Below are 24,623 nucleotides of genomic sequence, written 5' to 3'. Positions count from 1 at the left end.
GAATCCGAACCTCCCCATGTAGGAGAGCCATATCTAATTTTTAAATAATGCTCGGGAAATCTGATTTGCCGATAAGTGCTGCGCGCCGCCTAATCGACAGCCTCCGCAATCCAGAGTCTGCCGATGGAACACGTCCGCGCCCCCGCTCGCCCCGTTGCCTGGCTGATGTTCGGGATCATTCTCGTCGCACTCAATCTGCGCCCATCCATGGCCGCCGTCGGGCCGTTGCTGTCGGCAATTCGTGGCGATATCCCGCTGAGTTTCAGCGTGGCATCGCTGCTGACCATGCTGCCGGTGATGGCGATGGGGCTGGCGATGTTTTTCGGTATCGGCATCAGCCGGCGGCTGGGCGAGCAACGCACGGTGATCCTGTCATTGTTGATCATCGGCCTGGCGACGCTGTCGCGGCTGGTGCTCGATTCGGCACCGCAGTTGATTGGCAGCGCGGTGCTGGCCGGGATGGGTATCGCCCTGATTCAGGCGCTGATGCCGGTGCTGATCAAGTCGCGCTTCCCCGAACATGTGGCGCTGTGCATGGGCTTGTATGTCACATCGATCATGGGCGGCGCCGCGCTGGCCGCCTCATTTTCGCCGCTGGTGCTGGGGCAGACCGGCAGCTGGCGCATCGGGCTGGCAATCTGGGCGGCACTGGCCTTGCTCGCGTTGCTGGTCTGGTGGACACAGTCGATCCCGTCATCCATCCAAAACACGCCTGTAGGAAAAGAGTCCTTCACGCGTAATTCCCGCGCCTGGCTGCTCGCCCTCTTCTTCGGCCTCGGCACGGCGTCCTACACCTGCGTGCTCGCCTGGCTGGCGCCGTACTACGTGGAACAGGGCTGGAGCGAACAGCAGGCCGGGCTGCTGCTGGGTTTTCTGACCGCCATGGAGGTGATTTCCGGGCTGCTGACGCCGGCCATCGCCAACCGTAGCCGTGATCGCCGTACCGTCCTCGCAGCATTGCTGCTGCTGATCATCGGCGGCTTCTGCGGATTGATCCTCAGCCCGCAACACCTCAGCCTGCTGTGGCCGTGCCTGTTGGGGCTGGGGATTGGCGGCCTGTTCCCGATGAGCCTGATCGTCTCGCTCGATCACCTCGACAACCCGCAGCGCGCCGGCAGCCTGACCGCGTTCGTGCAAGGCATCGGCTACCTGATCGCCGGGCTTTCGCCGCTGCTGGCCGGAATCATCCGCGACCGTCTCGGCAGCTTCGAATGGGCCTGGTGGTCGCTGACCGCAGTGATGGTGGTGATGCTGCTGATAGTGCTGCGCTTTGACCCTCGGCTGTACGCCCGACACATCCGTTGAAGCCGAATGCCGCCGCCGGGCTAGAGGCCTGTTGCCATCTTTTTGCGGTTTATTGACCTACGTCGTGTTGCTAAAAGTTTCTGTCCCACTGGCGACATTGAAACGTCCTACAGGGCTTTGTCCTGGCACCATCGTTCCGCTACGATCATGCGCACACGTTTGCGCGGATTCAGCGCAAGGAGCACAGCGGGACGGAACGGATGCTGAACAGTAACTTGCTTCGAAAGCTCGACATGCAGGACCTCATGGTGTTTATCGCCGTGTATGAGCAAAGCAGCGTCACGGATGTCTCGGAGACGCTGTGCGTCAGCCAGTCCACTGTCAGCTATTGCCTGAAAAAATTGCGCACCAGTTTCGAAGACGAGTTGTTCATCAACACCCGCACGGGCATGCGTCCCACCTACAAGGCCGGCACCATGTACGGCCATGTGCAGAAGATCCTCGAAAGCATCAACCTGTGCCACGCCGGCGCCCCGGCCTTCGATCCGACCCGGCAAGCGGTGACCTTCAATATCTGCGCCCCGGAATACTTCGAGCAATTGGTGCTGCCACGGCTGTTGAAGCGTTTCGACTTCGACGATTTGCCGGTGGTGGTCAACATGCACAAGTTCGAGACCGATGTGCCCGCCGACGAACTGCGCGACGGCAGCCTCGACCTGGTGATCTGTTTCGGCCCCAACTTCCACCGCAGCCACACCGACCTTAAATCGCGGATGCTGCTGGAGGACGATCTGGTCTGTGTCTTCGACAAACGCGCCACGCCGCTGGAACCGCGCCTGAGCCTGCAGGCCTTCACCGAGCGGCGCCATGTGTTCCCGACACCGTGGACTTCCACCACCAACATGGTCGATGGCTGGCTGGCGCGTCAGGCGCAGAAACGGCAGATCGTCGCGCGTTCCAACAGCTACAGCGCGGCATTGAAGATGATCACCGGCACCGACTTCATCCTCACCCTGCCCCGGCGCATCCAGCGCCTGCTGACCAACGACGCGGTGTTCAATCACTGCGAGGCGCCGAACGGCCTGCCGGGGTTTACCCTCGACATGCAATGGAGCCAGAACGCCGATCAGGACAGCGCCAACGTCTGGCTGCGCGAGCAGGTGATCAAGGTGTGCAGTGAGCTGGAAGCGGCCTGAGTCCTACATGCCGATGGCGGTCTTGGTGTAGGAATCGCGGTCGATATCGAGCAACTCCACACACAACTGCACTTCGACCCCGGCCGGCCATTCGCACAGATCCTGCAACACCGCCAGCAGGCTGTCCGAGAGCTGCTTCTTGATCTGCGGCGAACGACCGCTGAGCAGCGCCAGCTTCACATGGATGAAAGCACGCTCACCCATGCCGGTACCGACCTTGAAGGTCTCGACCTTCACCGCCCGGCTCTTGATATCGAACTCCGCAGCGAACTGACCGGAACCCACCAGGGCGTTGTTGAGCCGGATCAACGCCACATCAGCGTTCAACTGCGGCAGGTTGGCGGTGTATTCCATGTGCAGGTGTGGCATGGGGTGCTCCAGTCAGTCGGCAGAAAGGTCGTACATATACCACAGCGCTGCCCTACTCTCCTGCGGCTTTTTCCGAGGTTATCGAGGCCGACGCCTGACGCAATGCCAGGCTTTCCCACAGCGCCACCAGCACCACGATCGCCGTGGTCAGCGCCCCGAGCACCAGCGCCGAAAACCAGTGATTCAACGCCAATGGCAGCGCCAGCATGAGCAACACCAGCCCCGCCAGATGCGACAACGGCGGCAGCGGTCGGTCGGACATGACCCACTTGAACAGCGCATTGCCCAACAGAAACAGCCAAGGCCCGCCCACGATCACCAGGATCCCGGCGTAACTGGCGTGATCCGGATGCACCAGCACCAGTTCGTCGGCCACCGCACTGACAATCACCCCGGCAACAATCAGCACGTGCAGGTAGGTGTAGGCGATGCGCGCCTGGCGCCCGGGATCGCTCGAATGCGCGATGCGGTGATGCGCGCGCTCGGCGCCGCTGTCGAAGTACACCCACCACATGCCGATGCTGCCCAGCACCGCCACCAGAAACGCCATGACTCCGGTGGCGCTCAGCGTCAGTTCAGCGAACGTCGCACCGGTGACCAGCAACGATTCGCCCAGGGCGATGATCACGAACAGCGCGCAGCGCTCGGCCATGTGATTGCCTTCGACGTTCCAGTCACTCAATGACGAACGCCCCAGCCCCGGCACCCAGAAATACAGCGAAGGCGAGATCAGCTCGATCAGCAGCGCCAGCGCCCAACACAGCAGACGTTGCTGCCCGTCAAGAAAGGCCCCGGCGATCCAGAACACGCCGGAGCACATCAACCACGCCAGAATTCGCTGGAAGTTGCGGGTCATGCTCAGCGATTCGCCACGCACCGCCCAGATCGCAAACAGCGTGCGCCCGACCTGCATGAACACGAACGCCGAGGCAAACATCAGCCCGCGCTCGGTGAAAGCCTTGGGGATCGAGGACGACAGCAACAGACCGGCGATCATCAGCCCGAACAGGCCGAGACGGATCGGCAATTTTTCCGGGTCGAGCCAGTTGGTGATCCACGAAGTGAAAATCCACACCCACCACACCGCGACCATCAACAGCGCCACCTGCACCGCGCCCAGAATCGACAACTGCGCGAGCAACGAATGCGAGAGCTGAGTCACGGCAAACACGAACACCAGATCGAAAAACAACTCGACCATGCCGACCTTGCCACTGTCGAGACTGCCGCGCCCACGCAGCAACGATCGGGAAATGCTCATCGGGACAGGCCTCCGCCAAGGTTACTGCCATTGAGCAAAGCAGCCCGACCAGACGAACGCAAACCCTTGTAGGAGTGAGCCTGCTCGCGATGGCGTCGTGTCAGACAACATCAATGTCGACTGACACACCCTCATCGCGAGCAGGCTCACTCCTACAGGGGAGATTTGTGGTGGGATTCAGGGGGCGGTCAGTGGCCGCTCACTCATGAACGCCTCAAGCCGCGACCGCAGCCAGCGCTCGGCCGGGTCGCTGTCGACGTGGCTGAGCCAGACCATCGACAGATCCAGCATCGGCGTCTTGAACGGAAACGGTTCCTTGAACAACAGCCCGGAGGCAGCCATGGCTTCGGCGGTGTAGTCCGGCAGGCTGGCGATCAGGTCGGTGCCGGCCAGCAATGCCGGCAGCGCACTGTATTGCGGCACCGACAACACCACATGCCGGGTGCGGCCGATTTCCGCCAGCCACTCATCGGCATAGCCGCTGATGTTGGCGGTGTGCGACACCAGTACGTGTGGGCGCGAACAGTATTCATCGAGGGTCAGCGGCGAATCCGAGGCGTCGGCGCGCAGAATGCTTGGCTGGATATGCCGCAGCAGTTTGCGCTTGGCATTGGCCGGCAGGCCCCGGGTCTGACTGATGCCGACGGTGATGTCGCCGGCGGCCAGCAGGTCGGGGATGCGCCAGTAGTCGACGTGTTGCACCACGAACACTACGCTGGGTGCTTCCTGACGCAGCGCCCGCAGCAACGGTGGCAGCAGGCCGAATTCGACGTCATCGGACAGGCCGATCCGGAACGTCATGTTGCTCACGGCCGGGTCGAAATCGTGAGTCAGGCTCAGCGCCACTGACAGCGAGTCGAGGGCCGGCGACAGGTACTTGAACAGCTCTTCGGCCCGGGCTGTCGGCTCCATGCGATGGCCGACGCGAATGAACAGCGGATCGTTGAACATCGCGCGCAAGCGATTGAGCGCCGAACTGATGGTCGGCTGGCCGAGAAACAGCTTCTCCGCCGCACGAGTGACGTTGCGTTCGAGCATCAAGGTCTCGAACACCACCATCAGATTGATGTCGGCCTTGCGTAATTCATTTCGATTCATCCATTGCCCCTACTCCCCGGTCTGCGGGCAGTTTAGAAAGGCCCATGGACAGCGTCTATGGGCGAAAGGAACAACACCGGCTCAATTCACCGTCAACGCCTGTATCCCGATCGCCAGCTTGCGCATGTCCTTGCCCATGCCCAACTCCCCCGGACTGATAGCGTTGGCGTATTTGAAACGAATATTCAGCACACCTTGTTGCTCGACACGCTGCTGCACTTCGACCGGCAACTCGACATTCAGGCGATTCGCTTCAGGCTTGACCAGCCGGGTGGACAGCACGCGTACATCGTTGACGAAAATTTCCACTGCTTGCTCGGTGTGTGAAGGGGCCAGCAGCGCAGTGGTTTCCAGCAAGAACGAGTGCACCCGAGCAGTCGGCCGCAGGGCAATTTGCGACTCATTCCCCTCGGACCAGGTGCCCCACGGTTCATTGTTCGCCCACCCTTTACCGAGGAAAAACGTCGCCAGACTGCTGGGATTGAACACGACTCTCTCGCCCGACTTGAGTGGCGGGATCAGCGTCAATGGGTCCGGGGCCGATATCGGCAGGCAGTCGGCGCAACGCCTCCAGCCCGGCGCCAACACGTTCAACCCGTCAATTCTGGCGAGCACATCGGTGTCACGATTCACGGTCAGAGCTGCTTCCAGCACAGTGCGGTTACTGAGCACGTACAGGGTATCGGCTGCATAGTTTCCAGAACTGACCATTCGATCCGACACCGCTTGAGCGGCTTCAGTGGCAACCGTACTGACGCGCCCAAGGTAGACCGCGTTGGTCGGCAAGTGATGGCGACCCGAGTAGTCGGCCAGGGTCATCCACTGTTCCGGATAATTCTCCGGTCGCAGCCAGCGCACTGCCTGATAACGCTTCGCCGCCTGCTCCCAGAACGGGTCGACCAATGGCGTCTTCCATGTGGGCGACGGCGTGGCCATGAAGAAACCGCGCGACACCGCCCAGCCGGCGCGCGTGTCTGCCACCTGAACCACCAGCGCCACACTCAGCAGCATCAACGCCACGCGCGAGGAGTGCCCGCGAATCACCACATAAAGGATCGCAAAAATGGCCATGTACATGAGCGGCCAGATCATTCGCCCCGAGCCACGAAAAATCGTGGCCACGGCAACCACCGCATCCGGCAGCGGAATCCTGAATTCGAATGGCCCTATGCCGATATTGTTGGAAACGGCGAATATCGCCAGCCCTGCCAGCGCGAGCAAAACCAACGGGTAACGGCGAGCCTTGGCTCCCAGGTCAGTCGTCCCTTGCAGCACCGGCACCAAGGCAAAGATCCCCAGGCAGATCACGCCCAGGCCCAGAAATGCAAACCCGTCGCCGTCGCCCAGTACACCTGGCATGTCCTGCAAGGTATAGGACCAGACACCCGCATCGAAAAAGGTCAGCACATTCGCCCGGAACAGGCCATACCCCATCAACGCCAGACCGCTGTCGCCGATGCTGAAATAACCCGCCTGCCAGCAGCAGACACTGACCAGCAGAAACAGACCGATCAACTCGATCAAGGCCTTACCCGTCGTCTGGCGCCGCTGAAGGGTTTTGGCGGCAAGGTCGGCAAGCCAGATCAACGCAACCATCGCCAGCAAATAAGCGTGCACCAGCGCAGCCGCCGCCAGCAGCGCGCCCCAGGCGAGGCGGCGTTTCGGCGTAAAGGGGCGCAATGCCAGATATAACCCCGCCAGCAACAGAAAATGCCCAGCCAGGGACAGATGTACGCTCATGCGGACGATCATCGCCGGAATGAACAAAAACATTCCGGCACCAAGCAAACGCAACGCCACGTCGCGACTGAACAGGCCAATCAGCTTCCAGGCAAACCAGCTCTGCAGAATGAAACACGTCAGTAGCCACAGCCCGAAATACTGGAAGGGTTCAGGCAACAGGGCTGAGAACGGTTTGAAGATAAAGGCGAACAACGGATTGGAATCCGAGAAAATTATCCCGTTACCCAACTCCAGCCCATAGCTCGGGTTAAGCCCCAGTGGAAACGTCCAGGGCGAATGACGAAAAAAAACCCAACCCTGATAGTGCGTGGCGGGGTCGCCGTCGCCCAGCCATGCAATGTTCATCGGGTTCAAGGCACGTGGGCCGACCACAATGAAAAACGCCAGAATTCCCAAGAGCACGGGCAGCAGCGCAGTCGCCCGATGTGTTGCGGAGAGCTTCATCGATACGTCCAGAAGTTGTGCAAGACAAACGTGAATGCCGGAATCGTCAGCGCCACCGCGACAATGCCCAACAGATAATTCAACCCGGCCACCTGCGCGGCCCAGGCGACAAACATCGCCAAGAGAAAACCGCACGCCGATACCGATAAAAATCGCAGCAATGTTCTGCCGTGCAGTCGGGCTGAGAAACTCCAGGTGGTGTTGATCACGTAAGACACCACCGTCGCCACGGCAAACGCCACTCCGTTGGCCAGCGGCGGTTGCGGCGCAACGAAATTGATGAACAGTACAGCCACCAGCGCATGCAGCGCGGTGACGAACAGACCGGTCACGGCAAAGCGCAGACCGCGCTGGATCAGCGTTTTCCTTTCAACTGAAGTCACGGTTTTTGCGCCAGCACGAACACGCTCAGCCCGGCCAGACGGTTGTGGCTCATCAGCGGCAGTTCGAGGCTGCACAACGTCTTGAGCACGCCGTTGACCAAGGGATGATGGCGTTTGAGCTGAGACTGCGGCGCTGCGGCCTGCGGCCCTTTGGGCAGCAAACGCAACGCCGCCGCGATCGGAAACACCGCGCCGAAATAGTAGGCACCGCGCTGCACGCTCAAACCGGCATCACGGGCCAGGGTTTCAAACTGCGGCAGGGTGTAGCGGCGCTTGTGTTCGAGGAAGTCGTCGTGACCGCTCCACAGGAACTGGAACGCCGGCACGGTCATCAGGAAACGGCTGCCGGACGGCACCTTGTCAACGTAAGCCTTGAGCAGACCAAGGTCATCGTCGACATGCTCCAGCACATCCATGAGCAGCACCAGATCGGCGTCGATGGCGTCGATATCGCGGCGGTAATGCACCGGTTTGCCGGCGGTGGTCGCATCGGAATCGGCGGGGTAACTGATGTCGACGCACCACGCTTCGCGCGCATCGGTTTGAGTCAGCAGGTGATGGGAGAAGAAACCCGAGCCGGCGCCCACGTCGAGAATCCGCGTGATCGGTACATCACCGAGCAGACGACGAGTCGCCGCCGCTTTGGAGCAGTAATACCAATGCTCACCGATGCTGTCGCCGAGGATATCGGTTTCCTTGAGATCCATGTTTCAGTCCTTGGGGTCGTAGACGCGACGCACCAGAAAAACCGGCCGGCGTTTGGATTCGATATAAGTGCGGCCGAGGTACTCGCCGAGTACGCCGATGCCAATCAATTGCAGGCCACCGAGGAACGTCACGGCCACCATCAGCGAGGCATAACCGGGCATGTCGACGCCGTGGATCAGCGTGCGCAACACGATAAAAATGGCAAAGGCAAAGGACACCAGCGACACCGCGGCGCCGATGTAAGTCCAGATCCGCAACGGTTCGGTACTGAAACTGGTGATGCCTTCCAGGGCAAAATTCCACAGCCGCCAGCCGTTGAATTTGCTCTGCCCCGCCACGCGCTCGGGCCGCTCGTAATCAACGTGGGTAGTCCGAAAACCGACCCAGGCGAACAGGCCCTTCATGAAGCGCCGGGACTCGGGCAAAGTCAGCAAGGCATCGACTACACAACGGTCCATCAGGCGGAAATCGCCGACGTTTTCCGGCAGCGGTTGCTCGGCGATCTTGTTGTGCAGGCGGTAAAACCAATGCGCCGACGTCTGCTTGGCCCAGGTGTCGCTGCGGCGGCTGACGCGATGACCGAGCACCACTTCATAGCCCTCGCGCCATCGCTCGATCATTTGCAGAATGACTTCGGGTGGGTCCTGCAGATCGGCATCGATAGGCACGACAATCTGCCCGTTGGCGATTTGCAATCCCGCAGACAACGCCGCCTCTTTGCCGAAGTTTCGGCTCAGATCGACGATGCGCAGCCGCGAGTCGTGCCGCTGACGATCCAGCAGCCGCTCAAGTGTGGCATCAGTGCTGCCGTCATTGATGAACACCAGCTCCAAAGCAATTGAGGCTTGGTGCTGGAAGACTTCATCGATGCGCAGAATGAACGCGTCGAGACTGTCCTCCTCGTTAAAAACCGGGACAACCAGCGATAACGTGACCCGTGTGGCCTGTGCCGTTCCATGCTCAGTCAATGGAGTGCTCTTTTTATAGTGTTTGTCGGTCGTCGAAGCATTTTCAACGCCATGAGCCGTCCCGTATTAAGCAGTAGCGTCGATAGCCTTGCAAGGTGCAAAGGGCGACATTCTGGCCAATCCAGACGCCGATGCGTGCGCTCTAGCCCGCACTCTTCAGAAACATCTGCCAACGATTGGAAACAAATACCCGATAGCGAAAAAAACTCGCTCCGCTAGGCTTGCGACGATGCGCCACACAGGTTGTCGCAAACACCATCGCAAGGAGCGAACTGAATGTATTTCGAGATCTACAGGCAATCCCGAGGCACCCCGAGCACCGGCAAAGGCCAATGGCGCTGGAGACTGCGGGCGGGGAACCACGAGACGATTGCCAGTGGCGAGTCGTATGTGAACAAGGCCGATTGTTTACACGTGATCGAGTTGATCAAGGGTGTGCAGGGGGAGACGCCGGTGAAGGAAATCTGATGGCGCCGCGTCCTACAGCCTCTTCCTTTTTCGTCTGAAGCACTGGCAAAGCACTTTTGCGCCCCTACGCTGTTCAGCGTACGGGGCCATCCAGCCCTGTTTCGCCAAATGATGTTCAAACTCAAAAGGAGCCGCACCATGGCTAGAGACAAAGCGAAAGACGACAAGCACTTCAACTGCACCCAAACACACGAAGCCGACTACGTCGCCAGCCTCTATCCGCACGCCAAGGACGAAGTGAAAACCTTCCTGGCCTCGGCTTGCAAGGACAACACCCTGCGCAACTCGACGCACAAGGAAGTGTATGACCTGATCAAACAGAAGCTCGGGCATCCGCAGCCGTGAGTGGCTGAGGCGGGTGCTCGGTAAAACTCGCAGATACAAAAAAGCCCCGTAGCTTCTCAGCTACGGGGCTATTTGCTCTGCTCGGGAACGACGTACATAAGATCTTGTAGTTCCACATCAGAATCAAGCTAGGCATGGGCCTCTCGGTCAAGAACATCCGCAACCCACTGATTAATGCTTTTTTGAGCCAATTGCGCTTTTACGGCAACAGTCGCATGAAGAGCTGGCGCCAAACGCAGACTGAGATTGCCCGAATAAGGCCTTTGCGGGGCACGACCCAGTTTTGCGCAAGTCTCCAGATAGTCAGTAACAGCCTCTTCGAACGCTGACCGAAGCTCTTTCACAGATTCGCCATGAAAACCTACTACGTCCTTGATCCCAGCGATATGACCAACAAAAAGACCATCTTCATCACTGTATTCAATTCGGGCTGCATACCCGTTGTAATTCATCACGTTCATGGAGTGACTCCTGCTTGTTCAAGGAAAGCCCGAGCATCACGAACCTGATAGGGCTTTGCTTCTTTATCCGGGTGAGGTCGGTGGAACGTAGCAACCACACCTCTTAATTCAAACCGAACTCGCGAACCATTGCCTTCCACGGTTCTGGCCCCGACCGCATTGAACAGAGACTCGATGCGCGCCCATTCCAACGTGGCGGGTGTGGGTCGTGAAAATATAGCTGCGAGCGTACCGAGTTGTTTGTTGTTCATAGTATTACACCATGATACCGCGCAGGAAAAATTGACAATCGCGATTCATATCGCTGATCCATGAAGCGCCCCCTTGAACAAGCGGACAACGCCACCCTCCAAGCTTGAAAACGGCGTCTTTTTATCCGAATCCGGTCAATATTGGGCACATAGGTCAGGATAAGGAGTGATTGGAAATAGAGCTGTAGGTAGACTCCGAGAGTTACGTACGAACCGGCATCAATCGAGTCACATCCGATTATCGAGTTTTCAACCTCGGGTTCCGGCGACAGGATTTGCTGATTACTCAAGCGAGCAGAAACAAAAAAGCCCCGTAGCTTCTCAGCTACGGGGCTTTTTCTATATATGGCGGAGAGATAGGGATTCGAACCCCTGCCACATCACACTCATGCCGCCTCAGGCCACGAAAGCATTGCCTTGGAGCCATCTGGGTTGGTCTAGAGAGGCCCGGATAGGCCCATGATATGTCCTAAATTTGCCCTAAAAAACGCTGAATAGCGCTCAGCTTTTTTTAGAGTGTGCAGCTCAGGTTAGATCCTAGTGCGAAACACCGCTAGCTAAAGAAAATCCAGGAGGCTACCCTAAGCACTGTCTATTCATACAGTTAAGGACCACCATGATGAGTGCTGAAATTATCGATTTCTATAGAGTTAAATCCGACTCCGAGGCGGCCGAGGACGCCGACCTGTTAGCTTTTTTTCAAAGGCTACCGCTCACCTTTTCTGCAGATCACAGTTCTGTAGCGAGAAAAATGCTGGGCTGGAGCATTGAGGCATTAGCCTTTCGTTCCTCCGTTTCCGTGAAAGCCATCAAAGATCTTGAGAGCGGCACAAGGAAGTTGAATCAGGTAACGATGCAAGCCTTGGCTTACGCCTTCGAGAACGAAGGGCTAATTTTTATGCCAGGTCACCCACCGTCTAAAGGCGAGAACTGCCGAGGCGCGACATCCAATCCCAAGCATCGCGACGATTTCCACTTAATCGAATAACGAACCAATGAAAAGCAGCAGCCAAGGGCGGTGAGTAACAGCCCCGTCGCCAGCCCAGTCGCCCTGTCATTAGCCAAACGGCAGCTAACGGCCAGAAGCGGACATTGGCAAGCCGCCTTTGGCCAAGAGCAGCCCGTCAGGGTCATGGCAAGCACAGCTGAACAATTGAGGCGTCGGGGCTCACTGTCCGACTATACAGGGAAAATTTTTCCCGCCGTTCGGGTACCGACACCTGCAGATGCGGCCGACAGCCATGCGGCAGCCCTTTAGAACACCATACTTTTCGATGGCTTGTTTCGCATAGTTTGAACAGGAAGGCTCAAAGCGGCAGGCATTTCGCAATCGAGAGGAAGCAACTCGCTGATAGCAACGAATTGCTGAGACGGCGCAAAGCTTGATCACCGGGGCTTGCGCATAGAAATCACGTAATATTGGTTCAGAACGTTTTTCTTCCCCATTAACGCGTCGAAACATCCCGGTTTGACTGAAACGCCAATCGTGTCTATCCGATAAAACTCCCCCCCATCTTCAGCATGAGTGTTGACCACATTTTATAGATAAACTGCGGCCTCGTTCACTCGGTGCTCCTTCGCACGAACTTCAATGGTTGGCGGCACTTGAACCATTTTGTAGATGTACATCCGTGATCACCTTGTGAATGCTTGTATTCCCATGACGACATCGTCACGCTCACCAAAAGCAAGCAGCGGGAATTACTTGATTGGGTCAGCCTGGGTATCAACCTGATCGGTGTTTTACCAGCCCCTCCGACCATGGCTGCTGCTCGTATGAGTTTGCGCCCTACCTTGTTTTTAGTACATCAGGACTGCGTAACAGCGCCAAGATGTTGTTGGGCGATTCAATGACCGAAGTGCTGGTCGGGCACTTGAACGCCACCATCGTCGGCACGATCGATGACTTCGTAAAACAGGCCCAAGGCAAACTTTCGGGCATTCTTGCCGATGCCGGGAACTTGGGGGCAAGCGCGGTAAAAGAAATTGCGAAAGGGCTTGAAGCCGTCGTCAACGGCAAGCTCGACGCAAAAGGCGATGCGCGCCGCGGGTCAGAAAATCACTGCTGCCGGCAATCAATTGCTTAGCGATCCCAAGGCGGCCATCAGCAATATCTTTGGGGCTGCATTTAGCGCCTACAAAGCCGTAGGTAAAGGAGTTGCCAATAGCGCAGCGAAAAACCTTCTGCCGGACCAGGCTAAAAAACTGGTGATGACGCACACCGGCACATTGAGAGCGATGGGGCCAGAAATCAAAACCCAACTGAGTAAGTTGGTTGATCCGGGAACGCGACACTCCGTCGGTTGGTTGTTGCAAAGGCTCAGCGGCGCTGTGGTGACTTGGCGTAAACGCCGAGGACATGGACAGAGCGCTAGTGTTAAACCTAATGCCACCAGTAAGGCGCAGAGCAGAGCAGGTGAAGGCCGGCTCGAAGCCAGCAGCCGTCAGGCTCCTGCGAATGCTAACGCCAAACCGCCAGGCAGCTTGGGATGAGCCGCTCGACGGTAGGCTTTCTATGAGCTCGCTCCCCTACCACCGAAAACTAGGGGAATGGTGCTCAGGGCAATCAGGTATCCCTACCCCGTTTTTTAGCTTCGGTTATCGGTGGCCCTATCAGACTGAAGAGCTTGTAGCAGGTAAATTTCCAGAGCGGAAACGTTAGCTCAGCTACCCCACTTATACTGAAGAGGTTGTCAGGTTTGCCTGGGCCCAGTTCTCAGCGGTCGTGAGTTGAATCGACTGCTGCTCGTTGAAGGTGCCTGCTTTAGGCCATGACACACCTTTGCCCTGAGCAAATACGGCACGGTACTTCTTGATGTGATGGGTGGGGTCTTTTTCCAATTCTTGGAGCAGGTACGGAACAGTCCACACGTTTCGTTTGAACGGGCGACCCAGCACACGTTCAAGGAGGCTGGCGACCTCTCCGTACGTCACAGTGTCTCCAGATAGATAAACAATTTCATTGCGAAAGCGGGGTTCGAAGAAAACGATTTCCGCTGTCAAGGCGCCGATGTCGTCTGGAGTCGTAAGCGTCACGCTGGTTTCGAGACTGCCTAGTGCGTTCACGGTGTCGTTTTCGAAATCGACCACCTCGAATACAGGCTCGAACAAAAAGCTGGTGAACATACCAGTCGAGATGATTACCCATTCAGTTTTATCCTGGGCGCGAAGCAATTCGCGAACATCAAGCTGAGCATCGAACAGATCCTGAGGACTGCCCCGACCGATTGCCTCGAAGTCGGCACCAAACTGCCACGGGAAGTAGCGCTTCACACCTGACTTCAGAGCAGCGGTAGCCAGTTTCATCGGGGTTTCCCGGCCTGCAACCATGCCTGCACAGCCGATTACGGTATCGTAACGTGCGAATACTTCCGCCAACTGATCGATTGAGTCATTCACGAGGTCTGCGGCTACCATCTGGATGCCTAGGGCCCGAAGCTCATCGATTTCAACCTTTTTCTCAGGAATTTGAGTGTTGATGGTCGAGTCCCTGAGGAGGACGCTGATTGTGGAACCTGGCGCACGCTTTGCTACCCGCGCCAGGTTGCGCAAAACCGGCAGTCCAAGCTCACCGGCGCCTAGAACGAGAATGGATTGGGGGGAAAGCTGGGTCACTTCGGTCATGATTTCTCCTGAGCCCTGTTGCCTGTAAGATGAACAAATGCTTGCACGATTAGGCAACGCTTGTAAGAAGGCACACCGGTGATACCAGACAAAGAAATGTCCAGTCAGGAGGCTCTCAGCCAAGCTGAGACAATCTGCCGAACGCTTAGAGAAGACGATGATGGCGTCAGAAGGGAAGTGCTTGCTCACGCAGGCAGCCGCTGGTCATTAGGCATTCTGCATGCCCTAGGGGTGTACGGCACAATGCGCCATGCCGAAATAAAACGGCAGATGACCGGAGTGACTCAGCGGATGTTGACTAAGACATTGCGCGCCATGGAGCGGGATGGCTTAGTGAATCGGCGGGAGTTTGATGAAATTCCACCACGTGTCGAGTATGAGCTCACGCCGCTAGGCATGGAACTATTGATCCGCATGTCCCCCATCTGGACGTGGGTTGTCGAAAACGTTGAGGATTTCCGCAAGGCGCGGCGTAATTTCGACAATCAGAATGATAAAAAGCCTGTATGGCAAATACCCACGTCGACACCATTAGGCTCAGAAGCGTCTGACTGATTTACTCGCAGCGTACTAGAAGCCCGGTGCTGAGGAATAGCGTAGTAATTAATCAATCGCACTGACGCTCTTTATTGGGCCATCAGCATGACCATGCATTGCACATAGTGACACCAGCACAGGCGACGCCTGCGCTGGCTGTTAATGTTGGGCCCCAATGCTGCTGCTCAGTCGACACTAAAAGGCCAAAGCATCGAAAAAATCAATAGTCTGATTTATTGCCAATAAATTGACTCGATTAGTCTCAGCAGGGTTATCTTCGCAGATGAAGCTGTGTCCTACTTCCTCATATATATAAAAAAGATTTGGCACACCCACACGATCAAGCGCGTCCTTCATTTGCACGCTTTGGAGATATGGAACCTTCCGATCCTTTTTCCCGGTTAAAATCAGCATCGGCGAAGTTCGAGATGTGGGGTGAAAAGCGGGACTGGCTGAGCGAAAACGAGCAGTGCGATCCTGGCCAGGCTCTGCCCCTATAAGCCTCCACTCCGGCGCATCATCTGGAATGTCAATTCCCAGCTGTAGCGCTTGATCACCGAGAGTGGTGAAGTCGAAAACTCCATACCAAGCCGCTACGCCATGAACGCTTGCCGTGACCGGACAATGCTGATCCTGACTACTTACCGATTCAGTTGGATTGCCCAGCGAGGCAGCCAACTGAGCTCCGGCTGACACGCCCCAAGCGTAGACCCTTTGCGGATCTATACCGAATGCATCAGCTTGGTTCAGCAGAAAACTGACAGCAGTTCGAACATCGTCGATTTGCGCTGGCCATTTCGCCTCTGAGCTAAGTCGGTAATTCACCGCTGCGACGACATAACCTCTGCTCGCAATATCGCCCAATAATCTCGGAAAGTCAGTGAAAACACCGCATCGGTGACTGTCACCACGCCTCCAACCTCCTCCGTGGATATAGATCAGCAGGGGTAACTGCCTTGGGTGAGGCTGCCCTTTCTTCAACGGGGAGTAGAGGTCGAGCGTCAGGGGACGGTAGCCATCAACTCTATGATATTGCAGCCCCCCAAGAAGCGTAACGCCGCTCGCAAGCACTGTCTCCATCACAGGGAAAAGATCTTTATAGACCATTGAAGGCTCAGTCACGGGGTTCAGCCAAGTTGTTGATCTGAGCAATTAGATTCATCCTCGGGTAGCGGAGATTGCCAATTGAGGCGGCCATAGCAGAGACGTCCAAGAACGGCATAGGCTCATGAGAGAGGTTATCGCCTCATTCAGCCAGTGCAGATCTGGTTTTTTTCATGAGGATTCAAGCGGGCATGGCGACATGGGCGTCGAACTCGCCACTGTCACCAAGAGCCTTAGCTACGAATCCACTTCGCAATTGGCGGTTAACGAAGCCCTGGACATACTCCGCCGCAATATCGCGGCCTTTAGGCACTGCCAGTGCCTGACGGATTTCTGTGAAGTTATCCATTAACACCCTCACGCCAGTAGTCGACTTGGCGAAACGCTCCAATGGTTGGCGAACACCAGCGGCTGCATCCAGGCCCAACTCCAGGAAGGTGTGGACAGCTTCAGACGAGGTTTCCGCTCGGACGAGGTTAGCATTCTTGAGTGTGCGGGACAGGAACAAGTCGTAGGCGGCACCCTTTCCTACGGCGATACGGTTTCCGCCTGTATCCAGAGCAGAGGCTCGATGGAATTTGCTATCGGTCTTCACAAGATAGGTTCCGTCGATACAAACGTAGGGGTTCGAGAACGCGATTTTCTCGGCCCGAACTGGCTCGATTGCCAGAAATGCAAGATCCCAAGCCTGTTCTTCTAAAGCAGCGAACACCTTGCCGGCAGCATCGTACGTCGCCATCGAAATTTGGATGCCAAGCTCATCGGCAAGGGCCTTTGCCAACGCAACTGACACTCCGGAAAGAACTCCAGTTTGCTCATCTCGCTTCGCCAAGACAGGATTGCCAAGGTTAATGGCCACCCGCAGTGTCCCGTGAGGAGCCAAATCCCTACACACGTTGGCAAGTTCAAATTTCACGATCGCTCGCTCCTTTCCGCTTCTGACTGGCTAGCGCCTGCCCCTTTCCAATGGATAATCATTTTTCCGATAATCAAAATCATGAGCGCACCTAATGCTCCAGCGGCGTAATGAGACCATGTCGGCACTGCCGGCACGCTAATGTCGGTGATCGCCATCCTACCCGCGATCCAGCCCAGCAGTGCCGCTCCCAGCGTGATGACTATCGGGTACCGATCCATGAAGTGCAGCACCAACTTGCTGCCCCAAATGATGATGGGAATGCTGATGACGATGCCGAAGATCACGAGTTCCAGTTGGCCGTTGGATGCTCCCGCCACAGCAACGACGTTATCCAGGCTCATCACCGCGTCGGCGACGATGATCGTTTTGATTGCCCCCAGAAGCTTGGGGCTCGCAGCCAAGTTGTCGTGAGCGTCCTCGCCTTCGGGAACGATCAGTTTGATCCCGATCCACAGAAGGAGCACGGCGCCAACTAGCTTTAGGTACGGCAGCTCCAGCAATTGCAGAGCGAAGAAGATCATGGCGATCCGGAGAAGGATCGCCCCCAACGCGCCACCAATGATGGCGCGATTGCGCTGAGCTTCTGGGAGCTTGCGGCAAGCCAGCGCGATGACCACCGCGTTGTCGCCACCCAGCAAAATATCGATGGCGATGATTTGCATCACCGCCAGCCAGAACCCTGGCGAGTTTATGAGTTCGATCAAAATGAGCTCTCCAAGCCAGGGGGCCGGTTAATCAGACAGTTTTGAAGATCATGCAGACCGGGCTGCCGGTCTTGATCACCTGACCGTTCGAGGTAAGCACCCCGGAAGCCTGATCAACATCAAAGCCGACAATGGTGTCTGTCTCTTCGTTGGCGACAAACAGACGCGTGCCATCCGGCGTCAGGTTCATGAAGCGAGGCTTACGTCCTTGAGACGAAGTGTGAGCCTTGGCAGCAAATGCCCCACTCTCTTCCAGCGCGAAAGTCGTCACACTGTCATGGCCCCGGTTCGACACGTAGAGGTATTTTCCAGACGGCGCCATCACGATGGCCGCGGCACGGCTATTGCCTGTGAAGTTCGACGGCAGAGTGGAGACAATTTCCTGAGGCTTTAGCGAGCCTTGCTCAGGATCGTAGGCGTACCCGGTGACGCTGCTGTCGAGTTCGTTTACGACGTAAGCGCTCTTCCCTACCGGCGTAAATACCACGTGGCGCGGGCCCGAGCCTTCGCGTGCTTTGACCATGCTGACCTGGGTGGCGCCATATTTCGCGTTGTTCTGCTGCACCCGGTAGACGAAGACGCCATCCAATCCTTTGTCGGGAATGACCAAGAATCGTCCGGACGGATCGAAAGGAATCATGTGTGGATGAGAGCTGCTTTGCTCCACTTTATGCGGCCCAGGCTCGCCAGGCAGCGACTCCAGATGAGCCAGCGCGCCGAGGCTACCATCATCCTGAATCGGGAAGATCGCAAAACCGCCAGTGGCATAGTTCGCAACAGCCAGGAACTTACCGGAAGGATCGACGCTGAGATGAACGGGGTTCTTGCCTTGGGTGCCAACTGTATTGAGCTTGGTCAGCTCACCGCTCTTCGCATCAATAGCGAACGAGCTCACCTCGCTGAGATCACCATGTACGCAGTAAAGATGAGTCTGCGAGTGGTCGAAGGTCAGAAACGATGGATTCACAAGATCATTGAGCGCCTGAACCAACGTGCACGCACCCGTTTCAGGCGCATAACGGTATACAGTAATGCCTACGCCACGGGCATTGCGCTCTTTGGTTGTGCGTGATCCAACATAAGCAAACCGAGGGGTATGCGACCGTTTGTTATTGGTCATCTTGCTTTTATCACTGGTAGCAGCAGCGTGTGCCGGGAGGGTGAAGCCACCAGCCAATACACCGCCTGCCGCGAGCGCAGAAAGCTGAATGAATTGGCGGCGGAGCATCGAGTGACGCGGGAATTCGGATGAACTCATGGTGTGGTTCTCTGTTGTTTTTATTATTGATCAGGGTTGTGCTCATGCCGGACGGAAGCCGACATGAGCACGGGCTGGATCAGAGGACTTCAGGAATCCGTACCCAGCCCTCCATCAGCCGGCGAGCACTGCGGCTCATCACAGCCTTGTCCACACTCCAGGCACCGTCCTCCAGCACAGTTTTTGCGCCTACTGCCACACTGCCAGCGGTATGCCCCATACGAACTTGACGATCCCCGATGTCACCCACGATACGATTCACCAGCGTGCCGTCGAGAGCTGCCGCGACGGCGACAGCGACTGCACCCGTACCCGTAATCGCATGGTGAAGTTTGCCCATCGACAAGATCCGGGCGATCACATCGATATCACCAGGCTCAACGAGCTTGCCGCCTGCCGCCTGATAGGCCTGAGGCTTGGCCACGAAGCACAGCTTCGGCGTGTGCGGACGCAGACGAGTTGCCTCTTCGGCGGTGGCGGCCAGTCCCATGGCAACGGTGCAGTGGGCACGGATGGTTTCGCAGCGTGCCAGCAGCTCAGCATCCCCATTGACCTGATCCTGAGTTTCGGTGCCCTTCAGGCCCACTCGGTCAGCTTCAACGAAGATGGTAGGGTTACCAGCGTTCAACAACGTGACGGGCATATTGCCAATGCCTGGAATATTTAGTTCGTCGATGGCGTTACCCGTCGGCAGGATGCTGCCCCCCGAGCCGCCTGGTTTAAGAAACTCCAGCACGACTTCAGCAGCGGGGAACGCCACACCGTCGAGCACGAAATCACCTTCTTCCAGAACCTCGCCGTTGCGCATAGGCACATGCGCGATGATGCGTTTCTGGATATTGGCCTGCCATATACGGACGACGGCGATGCCATCGCGAGGCGCATCTACCAGACCTTCAGAGATGGCGTATGGGCCGACAGCCGAGCTCAGGTTGCCGCAGTTGCCCGACCAGTCGATCACTGGCGTCTCGATGGCCGGAGCCCCGAACAGGTAATCCACGTCACAATCTTCGCGACTAGATTTACCGATGATCACCACCTTGCTGGTACTGGAGGTCGCACCACCCACCCCGTCGATCTGCTTGCCGTACACATCCGGGCTACCGATCACGCGGAGCAGGATGGCATCTCGCTCTTGGCCTGCAGGCGGCAGATCCTTGTCGAGAAAGAACACACCCTTGCTGGAGCCGCCACGCATGTAAACGGCTGGAATACGTCTTTGAGTCATTTGATATCTCCTGCGACAAATCAGCGGCACATCAGTTAGCGGATGCGTTCTTCATGCTTTCGATCAGCAACTGCGGCAACAGACCACCATTGCGGAAGTAACGAACGTCCTCGAAGGTATCCAGACGACTCACCACAGTGACGCGCTCGGTTTCGCCGTTTTCGCGCTCGATCACCAGAGTGACCTTGGCGCCTGGCTGGAAGTCATCGGTGATGCCTTCCACGCTGAACGTTTCGCGGCCATTCAGACCCAGGCTTTGGCGCGAGACACCCTGCTCGAACTGCAGCGGAAGAATGCCGAGACCCGCCAGGTTGGTACGGTGGATACGCTCGAAGCTCTCAGCTACTACCACGCGCACACCCAACAGGCGTGGGCCTTTAGCCGCCCAGTCACGAGACGAACCACTGCCATATTCTTTGCCGGCGACAACGATCAGGGACTGCTTGCGATCTGCGTAGATCTCGGCAGCCTGAAAGATCGTGGTGACCTCTTTCTCAGGCAGCAGCAGCGTCCATGGGCCTTCACGACCATCTTCGAGCAACTCGTTCTTGAGGCGCGGGCTGGCGAAGGTGGCGCGCTGCGCAGCCTCGTGGTTGCCGCGACGTGTGCCATAGGAGTTGAAGTCAGGCACCGCGATGCCGTGCGATTGCAGGTATTGGCCCGCATCGCTTTCCGGCAGGATCGCACCCGATGGAGAAATGTGGTCGGTGGTGATGTTGTCCGACAGCATGGCGAGGACGCGCATGTTGCTCAAGTCTTTGCTGATGTCAGTGGCCGTCACCGCATCGCTCCAGTAGGGAGGTTTGCGAATGTAGGTGCTGTTCGCTTGCCATGCGTATTGGTCGCTGACACCGGCGCGCAGGTCGCTGGCAATCAGTCCGGCTTCGCGCGGGACGTCTTCGTACGCCTTGTCGAACAGGTCGGCGGTGAGGTTTTCAGTCTCGATTGAGGTGAGTTCCTCGTCGCTTGGCCACAGCTCGTGCAGGTAAACAGGCACACCGTTGTCATCCACGCCCAGCGCGTCTTTTTCCGGATCGATCAGATAGGTACCGGCGATGGCGTAAGCAACGATCAGCGGCGGCGACATGATGAAAACTTCGCGAGCCAGCGGATGAACACGGCCTTCGAAGTTACGGTTGCCCGAGGTCGCAGCCACGGTTTCCAGCTTGCGGGTGCGGATCTCCTCTTCGATCTCAGGGCTCAGCAATGGCCCCGACATACCGTTACAAGTGGTACAGCCGTAACCGACCAGGTTGAAGCCCAGTGCATCCAGATCATTGTTCAGACCCGAACGCTCCAGGTAACCAGCAACCACCATCGAACCTGGCGCAAACGAAGTTTTTACCCATGGAGCGCGCTTCAGACCACGCTTGCGGGCGTTGCGTGCTACCAGACCAGCGGCGATCACACCACGGGGGTTGGAGGTGTTGGTGCAACTGGTGATTGCAGCCAATACGACCGAACCATTGTCCAGGCCAGTTGGTAGATTGGTTGCCGGTGCCTTCTGACCCAGCACGATACGCTGGTGAGGCTGTTTCGGGCCGGCGATGGAACGCTCCACGGTGCCGAGATCCAGGGTTACAACGCGGTTGTATTCAACCGCGCCGAGGCTGTCATGCCACAGGCCTTGAGCACGAGCATAGGCTTCAGTCAGCCCCGAGATCTGACCGCCACGACCGGTAATGCGCAGGTAATGCAGCGTGCGGTCGTCGATGGCAAACATGGCAGCGGTAGCGCCGAACTCAGGCGCCATGTTCGACAGGGTGCCTCGGTCAGCAAGAGACAACTGTGGAACACCTGGGCCGAAGAACTCCAGGAAGGAGCCGATCACGCCAGCCTTACGCAGCAGCTCGGTCAGAGCCAATGCGATGTCCGTTGCCAGGTAGCCTTGGGGCAAGGTGCCTTCCAGACGCACACCGACAATTTCAGGCAGACGAAGCATCAGGGATTTACCCAGCATAGCTGCCTCAGCCTCGATACCACCGACACCCCAACCCAGCACGCCGATGGCATTGATCATGGTGGTGTGGCTGTCGGTGCCGACCAGCGTATCCGGGAACGCCCACAGCTCACCATCACGGCGCTGAGTGCCAATTACGGTAGTCAAGCGTTCCAAGTTGATCTGATGAAGGATGCCTTTGCCCGAAGGGATGATCGACAAATTGCTGAACGCCTTGTTGCACCAGTCCAGAAACTGGAAACGTTCGGCGTTGCGCTCACGCTCAATGGCTTCGTTATCGGCGAGTGCACTGGCGTCACCCCAACGCTCTACGTTGAGCGAATGATCCACTACCAAGTGGGTCGGTGTAACAGGGTTAACCAGCCTCGGGTTGCCGCCTTGAGCAGCGACGGCATCGCGCAGACCCGCGAGGTCGACCAGCGCCGGCGTACCGAGCAGATCCTGCAGAACGACGCGAGCTGGACGGAAAGGAATGTCGAATTCTTTAGAGCGGGCGCAGATGACTTTGAGCGCGGCTTCAGGGTCAGCCTCTCCACGCAAAACGTTCTCGGCAAGGATTCGCAAGCTGTAGGGCAGCTTCGCGTAATCACCACCCAGGTCGGTCACGACCCCCCGGATGTCGCTGACACGGTACTCGATTCCGTTGGCGGAAACGATTTGACCCTTTGACTTAGGCATTGACTATTCCTCACAAACAACACGGGTAACGTTCTTGTGGGACGCATATTGCACTTTGTGATGATATAGGTCAATGTTGGGTCATCCGATTCATCTTGTTTGAGTGTCGGACGTACCCAACCAACGATTTCTACTGCGCATGCTCGCTCCTTCGACGTAGCGCCCAGTCAGGTACGGTAGAAAAAATAAAGATAAGAAAAATCGAGGCCCGCCATGATCAAGCTCTTTTGCCCCCGCTCCCCCACCACTCCCATTTGGATCGAGCCGGTCTCGACCTGAGACCTATTGCGCTATCCAGGCCATATGGCCGACCAGAGCCACATAGATCTGAAAAATGGGAGTTCGACCGTGCTAACAGTCCTTGGCTTTTCAATGGTTATCTGTTTCATGTACTTGATCATGACGAAGCGCCTTTCTGCGCTCATCGCGTTGATCTTGATACCTATCGTTTTCGCGCTGATCGGAGGCCATTACGTAGGCCTCGGTGCCATGATGCTCGACGGCGTCAAAACACTTGCTCCAACCGGCGTGATGCTGACCTTCTCGATTCTCTACTTCGGCATAATGATCGACGCTGGGCTGTTCGACGGGCTCGTCCGCTTCATCTTGAAAGTGGTGAAAGGCGACCCTCTCAAGGTCTCGGTAGGCACTGCGGTGCTGACGATGCTGGTGTCGCTGGATGGTGACAGCTCGACTACCTACATGATTGCCTGCGCTGCATTCCTGCCGCTGTATCAGCGACTGGGGATGAGCGTGCTGGGCATGACATGCCTGGTGAACATTGCCAGCGGGATCATGAATATCTCGCCGTGGGGTGGGCCAACTGCTCGCGCAGCAGCAGCGCTGCATGTGGATGCAATGGAGATTTTCCTGCCCATGATTCCTGGCATGCTGCTAGGTTGCGCCTGCCTCATCTTTACTGCCGTAGTCATTGGGCGCAAAGAGCGTGCGCGCATTGGCATTCTTGATATGGACGGTCTTCATCACGGCCCTGTGTCGCTGGGCAATGGATCAGCAGAGCAATGTGATGAAAATCGTCGTCCGAAAATGTTTTGGCCGAATTTGATCTTGACACTAGGCCTCATCACTTGCCTGATCATTGGCGCAATGCCTATCCAGATCCTGTTCATGGTCGGCTTCGCCATTGCCATCATGCTCAACTACCCGAACATTGAGCAGCAAAAAGCACGTATTGCCGCTCATGCGACGAATGTGTTGGCCGTTACAGCAGTCATTTTTGCTGCGGGCATTTTCACGGGGATCCTTTCCGGAACCGGCATGGTGGACTCAATGGCGAAAAGCTTGCTGCATGTAATCCCACCAAGCTTCGGCCCGTTCCTGGCTGTCTTCACCGCCCTCGTTAGCCTGCCGTTTACATTCTTCATGTCTAACGACGCGTTCTACTTTGGCATCCTTCCGGTGATCGCACAGACTGCAGCCCAATACGGGATAACTCCACTGGAAATCGCGCGGGCTTCGGTTGTGGGTCAACCCGTCCACCTACTCAGCCCGCTGGTGCCATCACTCTATCTGCTCGTTGCCTTGGCCAAAGTAGATCTCGGAGATCATCAACGCTTCGCGCTCAAATGGGCTATTTTGGCCAGCCTCGGCCTGTTGGTGGGCGGCCTTCTGTTTGGGGCATTTCCCTTCTATCAGGTTCGGTAAGCCCCG

The 24,623-nt window shown here is 57.1% G+C and carries 26 protein-coding genes; 9 read left to right on the top strand and 17 right to left on the bottom strand.

The features are described 5' to 3' along the window. Window positions 1–123: 123 nt before the first annotated feature. Both H043_RS0127660 and H043_RS0127655 read left to right on the top strand, forming a co-directional pair. Window positions 124–1,305, top strand: a complete 1,182-nt coding sequence (locus tag H043_RS0127660; RefSeq protein WP_027614514.1) for a cyanate transporter — start codon at window positions 124–126, stop codon at window positions 1,303–1,305. Between the two features lie 200 nt (window positions 1,306–1,505). After that, window positions 1,506–2,441 (top strand): LysR family transcriptional regulator, encoded by a 936-nt coding sequence (locus H043_RS0127655; protein WP_027614513.1) that lies wholly within the window; start codon window positions 1,506–1,508, stop codon window positions 2,439–2,441. A 3-nt stretch (window positions 2,442–2,444) separates the two neighbouring features. Here H043_RS0127655 and H043_RS0127650 read toward each other — a convergent pair whose 3' ends face one another. The 7 genes from H043_RS0127650 to H043_RS0127620 all read right to left on the bottom strand — a co-directional run bounded on the left by H043_RS0127650 (window position 2,445) and on the right by H043_RS0127620 (window position 9,415). Beyond that, window positions 2,445–2,810 carry a 5-carboxymethyl-2-hydroxymuconate Delta-isomerase gene (locus tag H043_RS0127650; protein WP_027614512.1) on the bottom strand — a complete coding sequence of 122 codons (366 nt, stop codon included), beginning with the start codon at window positions 2,808–2,810 and terminating at the stop codon, window positions 2,445–2,447. A 52-nt stretch (window positions 2,811–2,862) separates the two neighbouring features. Beyond that, a complete protein-coding gene (locus H043_RS0127645; RefSeq protein WP_027614511.1) occupies window positions 2,863–4,071 on the bottom strand; it encodes a low temperature requirement protein A in 1,209 nt (402 codons plus the stop codon). Window positions 4,072–4,248: 177 nt separating this feature from the next. Further along, complete coding sequence (locus tag H043_RS0127640; protein ID WP_027614510.1) at window positions 4,249–5,169, bottom strand: LysR substrate-binding domain-containing protein; 921 nt, start codon at window positions 5,167–5,169, stop codon at window positions 4,249–4,251. Between the two features lie 81 nt (window positions 5,170–5,250). Next, window positions 5,251–7,356 (bottom strand): DUF6311 domain-containing protein, encoded by a 2,106-nt coding sequence (locus H043_RS0127635; RefSeq protein WP_027614509.1) that lies wholly within the window; start codon window positions 7,354–7,356, stop codon window positions 5,251–5,253. Beyond that, window positions 7,353–7,739: a GtrA family protein gene (locus H043_RS0127630; protein ID WP_027614508.1), complete on the bottom strand. Its 387-nt coding sequence runs from the start codon at window positions 7,737–7,739 to the stop codon at window positions 7,353–7,355. The genes H043_RS0127635 and H043_RS0127630 overlap by 4 nt, the downstream gene beginning before the upstream one ends. Next, window positions 7,736–8,446, bottom strand: coding sequence for a bifunctional 2-polyprenyl-6-hydroxyphenol methylase/3-demethylubiquinol 3-O-methyltransferase UbiG (locus H043_RS0127625; RefSeq protein WP_027614507.1), 711 nt, complete (start codon window positions 8,444–8,446; stop codon window positions 7,736–7,738). The genes H043_RS0127630 and H043_RS0127625 overlap by 4 nt, the downstream gene beginning before the upstream one ends. Before the next feature lie 3 nt (window positions 8,447–8,449). Beyond that, window positions 8,450–9,415 carry a glycosyltransferase family 2 protein gene (locus H043_RS0127620; RefSeq protein ID WP_027614506.1) on the bottom strand — a complete coding sequence of 322 codons (966 nt, stop codon included), beginning with the start codon at window positions 9,413–9,415 and terminating at the stop codon, window positions 8,450–8,452. Window positions 9,416–9,691: 276 nt separating this feature from the next. Here H043_RS0127620 and H043_RS0127615 point away from each other — a divergent pair, with 276 nt between their 5' ends. Both H043_RS0127615 and H043_RS0127610 read left to right on the top strand, forming a co-directional pair. Further along, the gene (locus H043_RS0127615; protein WP_007963291.1) at window positions 9,692–9,883 is read left to right on the top strand and encodes a DUF1508 domain-containing protein; all 192 of its coding nucleotides are present in this window, start codon (window positions 9,692–9,694) and stop codon (window positions 9,881–9,883) included. Window positions 9,884–10,021: 138 nt separating this feature from the next. Beyond that, window positions 10,022–10,228 (top strand): hypothetical protein, encoded by a 207-nt coding sequence (locus tag H043_RS0127610; RefSeq protein WP_027614505.1) that lies wholly within the window; start codon window positions 10,022–10,024, stop codon window positions 10,226–10,228. 128 nt (window positions 10,229–10,356) lie between these two features. Here H043_RS0127610 and H043_RS0127605 read toward each other — a convergent pair whose 3' ends face one another. Next, a complete protein-coding gene (locus tag H043_RS0127605) occupies window positions 10,357–10,689 on the bottom strand; it encodes a type II toxin-antitoxin system HicB family antitoxin (protein ID WP_027614504.1) in 333 nt (110 codons plus the stop codon). Continuing rightward, window positions 10,686–10,940: a type II toxin-antitoxin system HicA family toxin gene (locus tag H043_RS30190; protein ID WP_081730304.1), complete on the bottom strand. Its 255-nt coding sequence runs from the start codon at window positions 10,938–10,940 to the stop codon at window positions 10,686–10,688. The genes H043_RS0127605 and H043_RS30190 overlap by 4 nt, the downstream gene beginning before the upstream one ends. 619 nt (window positions 10,941–11,559) lie before the next feature. Between H043_RS30190 and H043_RS0127600 the strand changes: the two genes are divergently transcribed. Further along, a complete protein-coding gene (locus H043_RS0127600) occupies window positions 11,560–11,928 on the top strand; it encodes a helix-turn-helix transcriptional regulator (RefSeq protein ID WP_049827965.1) in 369 nt (122 codons plus the stop codon). 180 nt (window positions 11,929–12,108) lie between these two features. Here H043_RS0127600 and yidD read toward each other — a convergent pair whose 3' ends face one another. Then, window positions 12,109–12,402 carry a membrane protein insertion efficiency factor YidD gene (yidD, locus tag H043_RS30185; protein WP_219738115.1) on the bottom strand — a complete coding sequence of 98 codons (294 nt, stop codon included), beginning with the start codon at window positions 12,400–12,402 and terminating at the stop codon, window positions 12,109–12,111. Between the two features lie 388 nt (window positions 12,403–12,790). On the opposite strand from yidD, the gene H043_RS30900 reads away from it, so the two are divergent. Both H043_RS30900 and H043_RS30895 read left to right on the top strand, forming a co-directional pair. Further along, window positions 12,791–13,027: a hypothetical protein gene (locus H043_RS30900; protein ID WP_226939984.1), complete on the top strand. Its 237-nt coding sequence runs from the start codon at window positions 12,791–12,793 to the stop codon at window positions 13,025–13,027. Further along, window positions 12,978–13,433: a hypothetical protein gene (locus H043_RS30895; protein ID WP_226939985.1), complete on the top strand. Its 456-nt coding sequence runs from the start codon at window positions 12,978–12,980 to the stop codon at window positions 13,431–13,433. The genes H043_RS30900 and H043_RS30895 overlap by 50 nt, the downstream gene beginning before the upstream one ends. 183 nt (window positions 13,434–13,616) lie before the next feature. Here the strand turns inward: H043_RS30895 and H043_RS0127590 are convergent, their stop codons facing one another. Then, window positions 13,617–14,564 (bottom strand): aromatic alcohol reductase, encoded by a 948-nt coding sequence (locus tag H043_RS0127590; RefSeq protein ID WP_027614501.1) that lies wholly within the window; start codon window positions 14,562–14,564, stop codon window positions 13,617–13,619. A gap of 96 nt (window positions 14,565–14,660) precedes the next feature. Between H043_RS0127590 and H043_RS0127585 the strand changes: the two genes are divergently transcribed. Continuing rightward, window positions 14,661–15,119 carry a helix-turn-helix domain-containing protein gene (locus H043_RS0127585; protein ID WP_027614500.1) on the top strand — a complete coding sequence of 153 codons (459 nt, stop codon included), beginning with the start codon at window positions 14,661–14,663 and terminating at the stop codon, window positions 15,117–15,119. Between the two features lie 177 nt (window positions 15,120–15,296). Here the strand turns inward: H043_RS0127585 and H043_RS0127580 are convergent, their stop codons facing one another. From H043_RS0127580 to H043_RS0127550, 6 genes are all read right to left on the bottom strand, one after another. Further along, window positions 15,297–16,208: an alpha/beta hydrolase gene (locus H043_RS0127580; protein ID WP_027614499.1), complete on the bottom strand. Its 912-nt coding sequence runs from the start codon at window positions 16,206–16,208 to the stop codon at window positions 15,297–15,299. Window positions 16,209–16,386: 178 nt separating this feature from the next. After that, on the bottom strand, window positions 16,387–17,121 hold the full coding sequence (locus H043_RS0127575; RefSeq protein WP_027614498.1) for a transporter substrate-binding domain-containing protein: 735 nt from the start codon (window positions 17,119–17,121) through the stop codon (window positions 16,387–16,389). Beyond that, entirely contained in the window at window positions 17,118–17,828 is a 711-nt protein-coding gene (locus tag H043_RS0127570; RefSeq protein WP_027614497.1) for a TerC family protein, read from the bottom strand. The genes H043_RS0127575 and H043_RS0127570 overlap by 4 nt, the downstream gene beginning before the upstream one ends. 31 nt (window positions 17,829–17,859) lie before the next feature. Further along, window positions 17,860–19,086, bottom strand: coding sequence for a lactonase family protein (locus H043_RS30170; protein ID WP_226939986.1), 1,227 nt, complete (start codon window positions 19,084–19,086; stop codon window positions 17,860–17,862). Between the two features lie 79 nt (window positions 19,087–19,165). Next, window positions 19,166–20,314 (bottom strand): 2-methylaconitate cis-trans isomerase PrpF, encoded by a 1,149-nt coding sequence (gene prpF, locus H043_RS0127555; protein ID WP_027614494.1) that lies wholly within the window; start codon window positions 20,312–20,314, stop codon window positions 19,166–19,168. Window positions 20,315–20,345: 31 nt separating this feature from the next. Continuing rightward, the gene (locus tag H043_RS0127550; RefSeq protein ID WP_027614493.1) at window positions 20,346–22,952 is read right to left on the bottom strand and encodes an aconitate hydratase; all 2,607 of its coding nucleotides are present in this window, start codon (window positions 22,950–22,952) and stop codon (window positions 20,346–20,348) included. 348 nt (window positions 22,953–23,300) lie between these two features. Between H043_RS0127550 and H043_RS0127545 the strand changes: the two genes are divergently transcribed. Next, window positions 23,301–24,617 carry a CitMHS family transporter gene (locus H043_RS0127545; protein WP_026019990.1) on the top strand — a complete coding sequence of 439 codons (1,317 nt, stop codon included), beginning with the start codon at window positions 23,301–23,303 and terminating at the stop codon, window positions 24,615–24,617. Window positions 24,618–24,623: the final 6 nt, after the last annotated feature.

The sequence above is a fragment of the Pseudomonas sp. URIL14HWK12:I6 genome, from assembly GCF_000514195.1.
Lineage (GTDB): Bacteria > Pseudomonadota > Gammaproteobacteria > Pseudomonadales > Pseudomonadaceae > Aquipseudomonas > Aquipseudomonas putida_A.
Note: the sequence above shows the minus strand (reverse complement) of the source record. Positions and strands in the feature narration are given on the sequence as shown.